Annotated in this window: 12 protein-coding genes; 5 read left to right on the top strand and 7 right to left on the bottom strand. The window is 70.7% G+C overall.

Translation table 11 applies throughout. From position 1 onward, the window contains the following. Positions 1-36 precede the first annotated feature (36 nt). Together ACFV6V_RS28970 and ACFV6V_RS28965 are read right to left on the bottom strand one after the other, a co-directional pair. Positions 37-1,299, bottom strand: a complete 1,263-nt coding sequence (locus ACFV6V_RS28970) for an Ig-like domain-containing protein (RefSeq protein ID WP_385570731.1) — start codon at positions 1,297-1,299, stop codon at positions 37-39. Between the two features lie 218 nt (positions 1,300-1,517). Then, positions 1,518-1,883, bottom strand: coding sequence for a hypothetical protein (locus tag ACFV6V_RS28965; RefSeq protein WP_385570729.1), 366 nt, complete (start codon positions 1,881-1,883; stop codon positions 1,518-1,520). 119 nt (positions 1,884-2,002) lie between these two features. Here ACFV6V_RS28965 and ACFV6V_RS28960 point away from each other — a divergent pair, with 119 nt between their 5' ends. Continuing rightward, on the top strand, positions 2,003-2,326 hold the full coding sequence (locus tag ACFV6V_RS28960) for a hypothetical protein (protein ID WP_385570728.1): 324 nt from the start codon (positions 2,003-2,005) through the stop codon (positions 2,324-2,326). A gap of 95 nt (positions 2,327-2,421) precedes the next feature. Here ACFV6V_RS28960 and hutH read toward each other — a convergent pair whose 3' ends face one another. The 5 genes from hutH to ACFV6V_RS28935 all read right to left on the bottom strand — a co-directional run bounded on the left by hutH (position 2,422) and on the right by ACFV6V_RS28935 (position 8,833). Further along, positions 2,422-3,975 (bottom strand): histidine ammonia-lyase, encoded by a 1,554-nt coding sequence (gene hutH / locus ACFV6V_RS28955; protein WP_385570738.1) that lies wholly within the window; start codon positions 3,973-3,975, stop codon positions 2,422-2,424. Between the two features lie 74 nt (positions 3,976-4,049). Next, positions 4,050-5,192 carry a diguanylate cyclase domain-containing protein gene (locus ACFV6V_RS28950; RefSeq protein WP_385570726.1) on the bottom strand — a complete coding sequence of 381 codons (1,143 nt, stop codon included), beginning with the start codon at positions 5,190-5,192 and terminating at the stop codon, positions 4,050-4,052. Between the two features lie 53 nt (positions 5,193-5,245). Further along, positions 5,246-6,049 (bottom strand): enoyl-CoA hydratase/isomerase family protein, encoded by an 804-nt coding sequence (locus ACFV6V_RS28945; RefSeq protein ID WP_385570724.1) that lies wholly within the window; start codon positions 6,047-6,049, stop codon positions 5,246-5,248. A gap of 523 nt (positions 6,050-6,572) precedes the next feature. Continuing rightward, complete coding sequence (locus ACFV6V_RS28940) at positions 6,573-7,841, bottom strand: adenylate/guanylate cyclase domain-containing protein (protein WP_385570722.1); 1,269 nt, start codon at positions 7,839-7,841, stop codon at positions 6,573-6,575. Positions 7,842-7,981: 140 nt separating this feature from the next. Then, positions 7,982-8,833 carry a biotin--[acetyl-CoA-carboxylase] ligase gene (locus ACFV6V_RS28935; protein WP_385570721.1) on the bottom strand — a complete coding sequence of 284 codons (852 nt, stop codon included), beginning with the start codon at positions 8,831-8,833 and terminating at the stop codon, positions 7,982-7,984. Between the two features lie 268 nt (positions 8,834-9,101). Between ACFV6V_RS28935 and ACFV6V_RS28930 the strand changes: the two genes are divergently transcribed. The 4 genes from ACFV6V_RS28930 to mmpB all read left to right on the top strand — a co-directional run bounded on the left by ACFV6V_RS28930 (position 9,102) and on the right by mmpB (position 11,812). Further along, positions 9,102-10,697, top strand: a complete 1,596-nt coding sequence (locus ACFV6V_RS28930; protein ID WP_385570719.1) for an acyl-CoA carboxylase subunit beta — start codon at positions 9,102-9,104, stop codon at positions 10,695-10,697. 22 nt (positions 10,698-10,719) lie between these two features. Further along, the gene (locus ACFV6V_RS28925) at positions 10,720-10,926 is read left to right on the top strand and encodes an acyl-CoA carboxylase epsilon subunit (RefSeq protein ID WP_385570717.1); all 207 of its coding nucleotides are present in this window, start codon (positions 10,720-10,722) and stop codon (positions 10,924-10,926) included. 67 nt (positions 10,927-10,993) lie between these two features. Next, on the top strand, positions 10,994-11,602 hold the full coding sequence (locus tag ACFV6V_RS28920) for a GNAT family N-acetyltransferase (protein WP_385570716.1): 609 nt from the start codon (positions 10,994-10,996) through the stop codon (positions 11,600-11,602). An 81-nt stretch (positions 11,603-11,683) separates the two neighbouring features. Further along, positions 11,684-11,812 carry a morphogenic membrane protein MmpB gene (gene mmpB / locus ACFV6V_RS28915; RefSeq protein ID WP_361280337.1) on the top strand — a complete coding sequence of 43 codons (129 nt, stop codon included), beginning with the start codon at positions 11,684-11,686 and terminating at the stop codon, positions 11,810-11,812.

Below are 11,812 nucleotides of genomic sequence, written 5' to 3'. Positions count from 1 at the left end.
CGGCCGTTCTGCGCTGTCGGTGGCGGCAGCGGCGGCTCAGACCGCCGAGCCCGCCTTCCAGTCGGCCCAGCCCATGTTCCAGCCGTTGAAGCCGTTGTCCGGCTGGATCGTCTTGTCCTTGGAGTTCTTCACGACCACGACATCGCCGACGATCGAGTTGTCGAAGAACCAGGCGGCGGGCTGGTCAGAGTCGCCCGCGCCCTTGACGTCGTTCAGACCGACGCAGCCGTGGCTGGTGTTGACGCTGCCGAAGACGCTGTCGTCGCCCCAGTAGTTTCCGTGCACGAACGTGCCGGACGAGGACAGCCGCATGGCGTGCGGGACGTCCTTGATGTCGTACTCGCCCTTGCCGTCGTCGTCCGTGAAGCCGACGGTGGCACCGTTCATCCGGGTCTCCTTGAACTTCTCGGAGATCACCATCTGGCCGTTGTAGGTCGGGTTCTCGGGCGAACCGGCGGAGATCGGGATCGTCTTGATCGTCTTGCCGTCCCGGGTGACCGTCATCGTCTTGGAGGAGGCGTCGACGGTGGAGACCTGGTTACGGCCGATCTTGAAGGTGACCGTCTTCTGCTGGACGCCGTACACACCCTCGGCACCCTCGACGCCGTCGAGGTTCAGCTTCATGGAGACGGTGGAACCAGCCTGCCAGTACTGGTCGGGGCGGAAGTCGAGCCGCTGGGAGTTGAACCAGTGGCCGACGATCTCCTGACCGCTGCTGGAGGTGACGGTGATACCGGACTGGACGGCCTTGCGGTCCGTGATCGCCTTGTTGAAGTTGATCGAGACCGGCATGCCGACACCGACGGTGGAACCGTCCTCGGGCGTGAAGTTCCCGATGAAGCTGTTGTCGGGCGAGACCGTGGTGAAGGAGGCGTTCTCGTGGGCCTCACGGCCCTCGGAGTCCTTGGCGGTGGCCGCGATCTTGTAGGTGGTCGCCCGCTCCAGCTGCCCGTTGGGCTGCCAGCTCTTGCCGTCGGAGGCCAGGGTGCCCTCCACGGCCTTGCCCTCCGCCGTGGTCATGGCGACCTTGGTGAGCGTGCCGTCACTGACGGTGACCTTGGTGCCCTTGTTGATACTCGCGTTGTTCGCGCCGTTCTTCGGCGAGATGACTATTCGAGCGTCGGACGTGTCCTTGGCCGCCTCGGCGTCGACCTGGTCCTGTGAGTTCTTCGAGCCATCGGCGGCGGCCTTGTCGGCACTGCTGCTGCATCCGGTGAGCACCAGAACACTGCCGAGCACCACGGACGCGGCCGCGAGAGCCCTGCGCCGCTTGCTGTCCGTCATCACACGCTTCTCCATCGTCGCCGATTCTCTGTCCAACGCATTCAAGAAGACCCAGAAAGGGCCGTCCGGTTCCACATCTGACGAAAGATGTGGGCAACACCACTCATCGACGCAAGCCGCGCCGAGGCGGTTGCGGCCGGGTGTTCCGGTTTCGCAACAGCCCCCTCCCCGGGTGCCCGCAAGGGGCCACCGGGAGGGGGCCCGGCCTCACTCCTGCCCAGCACTACCGCCGGTCACGCGTGCTCGTGGCCTTCAGCACCTTCAGTACCTTCGGCTTCCTCATCGTCCTCATCATCGAGGTCCCACTCCTCCCCCTCCGCATCGGGGTCGTAGTCGACCTGCTCGCAGCTCCAGGAGGCCTGGGCGAGATCGACTCCCGGGACGTCGCTGACGAGGTCGAAGGGGTCCACAAGATAGGCGAGAGCCTCCGCGGAGTCCTCCCGCACCGCGGAGCGTGCGTGGGTGCGCTCGTCGTCCTGCATGTGCTCGTCCGCATCGACGCGCTCGAGGGCAGCGGAGGCCAGCGCTTCCGGTTCCGCGACCTCCAGTACCAATTCGACATGCAGCCGCACATAGCGTGAAGTCTCAGAAGTGGTCATACGACGGAGCGTAAGGCCCGGGGCCGCCAGCACTTTCCTGCGACCCGCTGCATTCATTAGCATCGCGGCAGCACCACCGTACGCGGCCAATTCGCCGCTGTCGCAAGGGGAATCTTCACGTGTCCGTCGCTCGCCGCCCGCTGCTGACCGCCACTGCGGCCGGGACCCTGCTCTGTGCGCTGTGGTTCGTCCCCTCGGCGAACGCGACGGCGGAGGACGAGAGTCCGAAGACAGCCGGGACGCAGTCCGGAGCTTCCGCTTCCGGGCCGGAAGACGGGCCTTCCGGCCTGGTGGCGCAGGGCCAGGGCGGCGGCACGCCGCTGCGCCTCGCCGACACGGGCACCGTGGACACCACCCCGTATCTCGTCGGGGGTACCGCTTTCGTCGGTATCGGCGCCGGGTTCGTGTCCTTCGCCATGCGCCGCGGAGCGCGCGCCTTCTGACGTGCTCCGGCGCCGGGCCCTGGTCCGGCCCCGGACCGGATGACTGAGGCGCCCGGGTACGGTCCGTACCCGGGCGCCTGAGCGTGCGGCCGGCGTCAGGCCAGCGGCCCCGTCACCGGCTCGACGGCGGCCACGAGCCCGCCGTCGCGTACGAACGCCTCCGTGGCGGCCAGTTCGGGCGCGAGGAAGCGGTCGGGGCCGGGGCCCTCGACACCGGCGGACCGCAGGGCCGCGATCGCCGCGCGTGAGGCGGGAGCGGGGCTCAGGCTGCGGCGCAGCTCGATCGCGCGGGTCGAGGCGTACAGCTCTATGGCGATGATCCGGGTGAGGTTGTCGACGGTGGTGCGCAGCTTGCGGGCCGCGGACCAGCCCATCGACACATGGTCCTCCTGCATCGCGGAGGACGGGATCGAGTCGGCGGACGCCGGTACGGCGAGCCGCTTCATCTCGCTGACCAGGGCGGCCTGGGTGTACTGGGCGATCATCAGGCCCGAGTCGACACCGGCGTCGTCGGCGAGGAAGGGCGGCAGGCCGTGGGAGCGGTTCTTGTCGAGGAGCCGGTCGGTGCGGCGCTCGGCGATGGAGCCGAGGTCGGCGGCGGCGATGGCGAGGAAGTCGAGGACGTACGCCACGGGCGCGCCGTGGAAGTTGCCGTTGGACTCGACCCTGCCTTCCCCGGAGCCATCCACCAGGACGACGGGATTGTCGACGGCGGCGGCGAGTTCGCGCTCGGCGACGAGCTGGGCGTGCGCGAGGGTGTCCCGGCCCGCTCCGGCGACCTGCGGGGCGCAGCGCACCGAGTAGGCGTCCTGGACACGGGGGGCCTCTTCCTCCTGGAAGTGGCCGGTGAGTTCGGAACCGTCCAGCACGGCGCGCATGTTGGCGGCGGCTGCTGCCTGGCCCGGGTGGGGGCGGATGGCGTGCAGCTCGGGTGCGAGGACCCTCGCGGTGCCGAGGAGCGCTTCGAGGCTGAGCGCCGCGGTGATGTCGGCGGAGGTGTAGAGCCGCTTCAGATCGGCGAGGGCCATGATCAGCATGCCGAGCATGCCGTCGGTGCCGTTGAGGAGGGCGAGGCCCTCCTTCTCGTGCAGCTCGACGGGCTTGATGCCGTGCGCGGCGAGCAGCTCTCCCGCGGGGCGTACGGTGCCGTCGGGGCCCTCCGCGTCGCCCTCGCCCATCAGGGCCAGCGCGCAGTGCGACAGCGGGGCGAGGTCGCCGGAGCAGCCGAGGGAGCCGTACTCGTGGACGACGGGGGTGATCCCCGCGTTGAGCACGTCGGCCATGGTCTGGGCGACCTCGGGGCGCACGCCGGTGTGGCCGGACGCCACGGTCTTCAGCCGCAGGAACATCAGCGCCCGTACGACCTCGCGCTCGACGCTTGGGCCCATGCCCGCGGCGTGCGACCGCACGATGTTGCGCTGGAGCTGGGTGCGCAGGTCATGGCCGATGTGCCGGGTGGCGAGCGCGCCGAAGCCGGTGGACACCCCGTAGACCGGCTCGGGCTTCGCGGCCAGCGCGTCGACGACCTGGCGGGCGGCGGCGAGTGCGGTGCGCGCGTCGTCGGTGAGCTCGACGCGCGCGTTTCCGCGGGCGACGGCGATGACATCCTCGACGGTGGTCCCGGACGTCCCCACCGCGACAGTGTGCATATCCATATTCAGCACCCTACGGACTGAATCTGTCTCTGTCACCACCCGTTCCTGGAGGGATGCGGGGGCGATCCCTACGGGGGTGCGTCACGGAAGCGGCGCCGGTCCTGGGAGGTGGCCGGGGGCGTGTCGGCGAGCGGGAGCACCGTGTCATCACGGCCTGCCACCACCGGACCGGGCGAACGGGCCGCCTTCGCCCGGTACTGGGCAGCGTCCGCGAGGCGGAAGAGGCGGCGGGCCGAGCGGACCGGGCCGATAGAGTCGCCGGTCGACGCGACCCCGCACGCCACGCCCTCACCGAGCTTCAACTCACCGGCCCGCTGGCAGAGTTCCTCGGCCACCTTCACCACGTCGTCCGCCGAATGGCCCACCGTCAGCAGACAGAACTCATCGCCGCCCAGCCGCGCGGCCAGCGCGCCCGGCAGCATCGCCCCGCACAGCGACAGCACCGAGCCGAACCGTTCGAGCAGCCGGTCCCCCGTGGCATGGCCGAGTGTGTCGTTGACCTTCTTGAGGCCGTTCAGATCGCAGACGACCAGCGAGACCACGGACCGGTCCACCCGGTACTGCTCGATCGCCGCGTCCAGGCGCACGTCCACGGCCCGCCGGTTCGCCAGCCCGGTCAGCGGGTCCGTGAAGGCGAGGCGGCGCACCTCCTCGAGGCGCTCCTGCTGAGCGATCCCGGCCGCCACCACGGAGGCCAGTACGGTCGCGAAGTCGGCGTCGTCCCTGCCGAACACCGGCCGCTCCGCCGCCCTGGCCACATACAGCTCACCCCAGGCCCGCCCGTGCAGCACGATCGGCGCGACCACACAGCAGCCCCGCCCGCGCCGGCGCAGCGCGTCGACGCGGTGGTGGCTGTAACCGTGTTCTCCCGACTCGTCGGCCGTGGAGCCCTCCGCCGTCTCGACCCAGGCCCGCGGGGCGCCGCCCCCGGCCCACTGCTCGTGCAGAAACTCGGTGATCTCCGGGAAGCGGTGCACGGGGTAGGTCTCGCCGTCCGGGAACTCCTCCTCGTCCGGCGCCCGGTCCCCCGCGTTGACCAGCACCTTGAGCCGGCCCAGATCCCGCTCCCAGACCGACAGCGCGGCGAAACTGCCGTCCAGCGCCTCGCACGCCCCCATGGCCGCCGCCCGCCATGACTCACGCGGAGTGTGCGCGCCGGCCATCGACTGCGCGAGTGCCACCACGGCCCGCAGCCGCACGTCCTCACCCATCACCCCAGCTTAGGGTCCTTCGGACATCAGGGGTGATTTCACCCTCTCTCGGGTCACTCTCCCGGCCACTGGGGCTTGCGCTTCTCGTTGAACGCCGCGACGCCCTCCGCGCGGTCCCCGGAGAACGCCACCGAGCGCCATGCGGCGTCCTCGACCTCGAGCCCGGCCCGCAGGTCCAGGCCGTGCCCGAGCCGCATCGCCCGCTTGGCCGCACGCAGGCCGACCGGCGAGTTCGCCGCGATCCGCGCGGCAAGCTCCAGCGCGGTGGTACGGGCCTCACCGTCCGGCTCGGTCAGTTCATCCACGAGGCCCAACTCCCGGGCCTCGACGGCCTCCACGCGCCGCGCGGTGAACACCAGCTCCGCCGCCCGCGCGGCACCCACCCGGCGCGGCAGCAGCTGCGTGCCGCCACCGCCGGGGATCACACCCACCGACACCTCGGGCAGCCCCACGACGGCGGTGTGGTCGGCCACGATGACATCGCAGGAGAGGGCCAGCTCGAAGCCCCCGCCCAGTGCGAAGCCGCGCACGGCGGCGACGGTCGGCATCGGGAGCTCCAGCACACCCGTGTAGGCCGCGCGCGCGGTCGGCCGCTGCCGTACGAGCTCGGCGTCGGTGAAGGAGTTGCGCTCCTTGAGATCGGCGCCCACACAGAAGGCCCGGTCGTTCGACGAGGTCAGCACGGTCACCCGCACCGAGGAGTCCGCCGCGAGCGCCTCACAGGCCGCGCCGATCGAGCGCGCCATGTCGGTGGAGACCGCGTTCATCGCCTTGGGCCGGTCGAGCACCAGCTCCGCGACATGGCCGCCCTCGTGGCGGCGTACGACGACGAACTCCCCGAAGCGCTGCTCGGACATGATCAAGCCTCCCGGCGGTGTTAACGATGGTTCACCGGGAGGTGATACTAGGCCCTGTCCGGGCGGTTTTGGAGGGGCAGCCCGCGGCGCCGGACCGCACGAGGCCGCCCGGCCCTTGCGGGCAGGGAGAAGCGTCGCCCGGCGGTGGGGCGCCCCCGCCAGGCGGGGAGAGATCGCCGTCACGCCGGGCGTACCGGATGACTCCCACGACGCAGCGTGAGTCTCTCCGGGCCGGGGCTTCAGGGGAGGTCCACCCGGCCGGGGTCTGGGGAGGCAGCCCGGGAAGGCCCACGCCATGGCTGTGACGACTGTCGCCACGAGCCAGGGAGCCCGGCCGGGCAGCGTCCGGGTCCTGTCCGGGCGATCTTTGAGGATCAGCCCGCGGCGTCGGATGCGTGGAACCTCCCCAGGCCCTCCGGAGCCGAGGGGGTGGGGTCTCCCCAGGCCCTCCGGGGCCACCCGGCGAAGCCAGGGGGAGCGCCGCAGTCGGCGCCGAGGGCCGGGAAGTTCGCCCGGGCAGGGCCTAGGGCCGCCTCGTCAGCAGCCAGGGTTCCACGACGCCCAGTCCACGGACCGGCCGCTGCCACATCGGCTGCATGGCGAAGCGGTACTTCGGCGGGGGCGCCGCGCCGTCGCCCTTGGTGCCTTCCGTGCCTTCCTTCTCGGCCATGGCCGCTTCTTCGGCGGCCTGGGCCTCCGAGACCGGCGCGTCGCCGGTGCGCGACAGTTCCTCGGCGAACGCCCCGTCCACCAGGACGGCGTCCCTCGGTGCTATCGAGGTGAGTCTGCTCGCCAGGTTCACGGTCGTACCGAACACGTCGCCCATCCGTGTGGTGACCGTCCCGAACGCGATACCGACCCGCAGCGCGGGCATCGTCTCGTCGTGGGCCATCGTCTCGACCAGCCGCATGGCGATCTCCGCCGCTGTGCCCGCGTCGTCCGCGGCGAAGAGCACCTCGTCGCCGAGGGTCTTGATCAGCCGTCCGCCGTGCGCGGCCACCAGATCCGCGCAGGTGGTCTCGAAGGACTCCACGAGCTCACCGAGCTCCTCCTCCTCCAGGCGCCGGGTCAGCCGGGTGAAGCCCACGAGGTCCGCGAAACCGACGGCGAGCCTGCGGTCCACCATCTCCTCGTCGTCGGCGGCCTGGACGACCCGGCCGGTCGCGGCGGCGAGCTGGCGCCGCCATACGTAGACGAGGAACTCCTCCAGCTCCGGCAGCAGCAGCTCGACCAGGGGGTACGTGACCTCGGTGCGGGTCATGCCGGGCTCGGGGGGCTCGGTCAGGCCTTCGAGGAACGAGTCGATCTGCCACTCCGCGAGCCGCGCCGTGGTCTGTCCGGTGGACCGGGCCACCTGCACCGCCATGGGTTCGCTCAGCAGTCCCGCCTCGACCAGACCGGCCAGTCGACGCAAGGCGAGTACGTCGGCTTCGGTGAGGGCCTTGGCCTGCCCGATGTCGGCGAATCCCATGGCCCGCCAGAAACGGGAGGCGAGGTCCATGGACACGCCTGCGGTCCTGGCGGCCTGGAAGGGGGTGTAACGGCGGTCCGCGCCGAGGATCAGCTGTTCCAGCCGAATGGCGAGGGGGTCCTTGGTCGGCTCCGCCGTGTGGTCGACCTCGTGGTGGGGGGTGGGGTAGACCGAGTCCGACGACTGCTGCTTGCGCCCGCCCGACGAACCACCGGACCCGCCCGACGAACTGCCGGATCCACCAGAACCGGACGACCCGGATCCACCGGAGGACCCGGTGGCGCCCGCGCCGGAACCGGAAGTCGTGTCGTCGACGGTCACCGGCCGCCTCCTGCCCGTTCCCTGCGCACTGCCCTGCCGATCTGTCATGCCGTGCCGGTCCGCGTACCTCGCGAACCCACCGGCGCGCCTCAACGATACGGCAGGTGTGCCCTAGCTCACGTCCGGGTGGCGCACCTGGGTCAGCCGCCCGGACGCAGGTGCACGATGTCACCGGCTCCGATGGGGTGATCCTTGCCGTCCGGAGTGGTCACGACCAGACGTCCGTCCCCGTCTATGGCGACGGCCTCGCCGATGAGGGTGCGGTCGCCGGGCAGTTCGACCCGGACCCGCAGACCGAGGGTCGAGCAGCCCGCGGCGTAGGCCTCCTGGATCCGTGAGAGGTGCGGGTCGCCGTTGAACGCACGCCACTTCCCGTACCAGTCCTCCAGCGAACGCAGCAGTGCCCGCAGCAGGGTGTCGCGGTCCGTCGAGATCGCGTCGGCGAGGGCGAGGGAGCCCGCGCCCGGCACGGGCAGCTCGTCCTCACGCAGCGTGACATTGATGCCCATGCCGATGACGACACCGTCGTTGCCGACCCGCTCGGCGAGGATGCCGCCCGTCTTGCGCTCCTCGCCGCCGACCTTCACCAGCAGGTCGTTCGGCCACTTGAGGGCGAAGTCCGCGCCCGCGGCCCTCGCCAGACCCGTCGCGGCGGCGACACCGGTGAGCAGCGGCAGCCAACCCCAGCGGGCCACGGGAACGTCCGGCCTGAGCAGTACGGAGAGGAAGAGCCCGGAGCGCGCGGGGGCGGTCCAGCTCCGGTCGAGGCGGCCACGGCCCGCGGTCTGCTCCTCGGCGACCAGCACCGCGCCCTCCGCGAGCCCCGTGGCCCGGGCGGACAGATCGGTATTGGTGGATCCGGTCGACTCGACGATGTCGAGGGAGGTCCACAGCCCACCGGGACGCAGAAGGGCGCGGCGCAGCGCTGTCGCGTTGAGCGGGGGCCGGTCGAGATCGGACCAGCGGCCTTCGGATGCTGCGGGAGGCGTCATGTCGCACAGCTTGGCCCCTTTCGGTCCGGGAATGCGAACAGGGGGGTACGGCGTGACGACCGGAGGGAGCCCCGCCGCGCGTCACACACGGCCCCCGCGAAGACGCATCCCGTCACTTGCGCAAGCTCAGCGCGGTGTGGCAAACGCCGCACTGCGCCGCCGTATCCACGCCGATACGCTACGAGCCAGTAGCCGATCCCCTTACCCCTACCTCACCCCCTACCTTTCTTCCCCGTACCCCCGTGACCAGCCAGGGAGCCGCAGCGCGATGTCCGAGCCGGCAGAGCCTCAAGAGATCGACATCCACACCACCGCTGGCAAGCTCGCGGACTTCCAGCGCCGCGTCCACGAGGCGACCCATGCGGGTTCCGCGCGTGCCGTCGAGAAGCAGCACGCCAAGGGCAAGCTGACGGCCCGTGAGCGGATCGAACTGCTCCTCGACGAGGGCTCGTTCGTGGAGCTGGACGAGCTCGCCCGTCACCGTTCCACCAACTTCGGCCTGGAGCGGACCCGTCCGTACGGAGACGGCGTGGTCACCGGCTACGGCACGGTGGACGGGCGTCCGGTGGCCGTGTTCTCGCAGGACTTCACGGTCTTCGGCGGCGCGCTGGGCGAGGTGTACGGCCAGAAGATCGTCAAGGTGATGGACTTCGCGCTGAAGACCGGCTGCCCGGTGGTCGGCATCAACGACTCCGGCGGCGCCCGGATCCAGGAGGGCGTCATGGCCCTCGGCATGTACGGCGAGATCTTCCGCCGCAACACCCACGCCTCCGGTGTGATCCCGCAGATCTCACTGGTCGTCGGCCCCTGCGCGGGCGGCGCGGTGTACTCCCCGGCCATCACCGACTTCACGGTGATGGTGGACCAGACCTCGCACATGTTCATCACCGGCCCCGACGTCATCAAGACGGTCACCGGCGAGGACGTCGGCTTCGAGGAGCTGGGCGGCGCCCGTACCCACAACACCACCTCCGGTGTGGCGCACCACATGTCCGGCGACGAGAAGGAGGCGATCGAGTACGTCAAGTCCCTCCTTTCCTACCTGCCGTCGAACAACCTGTCCGAGCCCCCGGCCTTCCCGGAGGAGGCACTGCTCGACCTCACCGACGAGGACCGCGAGCTGGACACGCTGATCCCGGACAGCGCCAACCAGCCGTACGACATCCACACCGTCATCGAGCACGTCCTGGACGACGGTGAGTTCCTCGAGACCCAGGCGATGTTCGCGCCGAACATCGTCACCGGCTTCGGCCGGGTCGAGGGCTTCCCGGTCGGCATCGTCGCCAACCAGCCGATGCAGTTCGCGGGCTGCCTCAACATCGACGCGAGCGAGAAGGCCGCCCGGTTCGTGCGCACCTGCGACGCGTTCAACATCCCGGTGCTGACCTTCGTGGACGTGCCCGGCTTCCTGCCGGGTGTCGACCAGGAGTACAACGGCATCATCCGGCGCGGCGCCAAGCTGATCTACGCCTACGCGGAGGCGACCGTCCCGCTGATCACCGTGATCACGCGGAAGGCCTTCGGCGGCGCATACGACGTCATGGGCTCGAAGCACCTGGGCGCCGACCTGAACCTGGCCTGGCCGACCGCGCAGATCGCCGTCATGGGCGCGCAGGGCGCGGTGAACATCCTGCACCGCCGCACGATCGCCGCGGCGGGCGATGAGGTGGAGCAGGTGCGCGCCGAGCTGATCCAGGACTACGAGGACACCCTGCTCAACCCGTACACCGCGGCCGAGCGCGGCTACATCGACGCGGTGATCATGCCGTCCGACACACGTGCACAGGTCGTGCGGGGGCTGCGTCAGCTCCGGACGAAGCGGGAAAGCCTTCCTCCGAAGAAGCACGGCAACATCCCCCTCTAGGACTGGCCGGAAAGGAGCCGCTGTGATCAGGGTCGTACGGGGCAACCCCACCCCCGAGGAGCTGGCCGCCGCACTGGCGGTGGTCCAGGCGCGCGCCGCGGCGACGGCCTCGGCCGCGTCCGGCGCGCCGACGGTGCCCGAGGAATGGTCGGACCCGGCCAGGATCGCCCGGGCACGGGCACGCCAGCCGGGCCCGCGGGCGTGGACACGCACGTTCTGGCCTGCCTGAGCGCCCGCCTGAGCCCCCGTCGGAAAACCGAGGGACGCTGGACGGGTCGGCCGGACACAATGCGTCCATGACCGACCCTGTCCCTGCCCCCGCCAGGCCCGACTTCCGCAGCAAGCCCACGCTGAGCGGGCCGCGGGTGCTGCTCCGCCCGGTCACGGCGGACGACGTGCCCGCGCTGCTGCCGATGTTCCATGACCCGGAGGCGTCCCGGCTGACCGGCAACCATGCCGGCGGCGGCGACGCACCCGACGAGGCACGGCTGCGCGAGTGGTACGCCACCCGCGGCGACCAGGACGACCGACTGGACCTCGCCGTGGTCGACCGGGCGACCGGGCATGTCGTGGGCGAGGTGGTGCTCAACGTGTGGGACCCGGGCAACGAGAGCTGCAACTTCCGCATCTGCCTCGTGCCCGGCACGTACGGGCAGGGCCTGGGAACGGAGGCGACCCGGCTGATCGTCGGCCACGGCTTCGAGAAGCTGGGACTGCACCGTGTCTCACTCGAGGTCTACGCGTTCAACCCCCGCGCGCGCCGCGCCTACGAGAAGGTCGGGTTCGTCGCCGAGGGCGTGCTGCGTGACGCGCTGCTCTGGGAAGGGGAGCGGGTCGACGCGACGGTGATGTCGGTTCTGGCGCCGGAATGGTCCAGGCACCGGGGCATGCCCGCGCTGCCCTGAACCGGACGACAGGACCTGGTTTTCCGGCGCTTGAGTACGCGTACTCAGGCGCCGGGGCCGTCTGGGCCGCACCATGGAGCCATGCTCTGGTCAGATCCGAAGGACGAACCGCCCCAGGAGCTGCGCGACATGGAGGTGATGTTGCGCAGGGCGGGCGTGCTGCTGGCCCTCGTGATGATCATCGGCATGATCATCGTGGGCCTGCGCTGA

It is taken from the genome of Streptomyces sp. NPDC059828 (assembly GCF_042731955.1).
GTDB lineage: Bacteria > Actinomycetota > Actinomycetes > Streptomycetales > Streptomycetaceae > Streptomyces.
This window is presented reverse-complemented; position numbering and strand designations above follow the sequence as displayed.

Bases quoted from the DNA above. Each gene is read 5' to 3' on its own strand.
- ACFV6V_RS28970 (WP_385570731.1), bottom strand. From the start codon at position 1,299: ATGGAGAAGCGTGTGATGACGGACAGCAAGCGGCGCAGGGCTCTCGCG.
- ACFV6V_RS28965 (WP_385570729.1), bottom strand. From the start codon at position 1,883: ATGACCACTTCTGAGACTTCACGCTATGTGCGGCTGCATGTCGAATTG.
- hutH (WP_385570738.1), bottom strand. From the start codon at position 3,975: ATGCACACTGTCGCGGTGGGGACGTCCGGGACCACCGTCGAGGATGTC.
- ACFV6V_RS28950 (WP_385570726.1), bottom strand. From the start codon at position 5,192: ATGGGTGAGGACGTGCGGCTGCGGGCCGTGGTGGCACTCGCGCAGTCG.
- ACFV6V_RS28945 (WP_385570724.1), bottom strand. From the start codon at position 6,049: ATGTCCGAGCAGCGCTTCGGGGAGTTCGTCGTCGTACGCCGCCACGAG.
- ACFV6V_RS28935 (WP_385570721.1), bottom strand. From the start codon at position 8,833: ATGACGCCTCCCGCAGCATCCGAAGGCCGCTGGTCCGATCTCGACCGG.
- ACFV6V_RS28930 (WP_385570719.1), top strand. From the start codon at position 9,102: ATGTCCGAGCCGGCAGAGCCTCAAGAGATCGACATCCACACCACCGCT.
- ACFV6V_RS28920 (WP_385570716.1), top strand. From the start codon at position 10,994: ATGACCGACCCTGTCCCTGCCCCCGCCAGGCCCGACTTCCGCAGCAAG.
- mmpB (WP_361280337.1), top strand. From the start codon at position 11,684: ATGCTCTGGTCAGATCCGAAGGACGAACCGCCCCAGGAGCTGCGCGAC.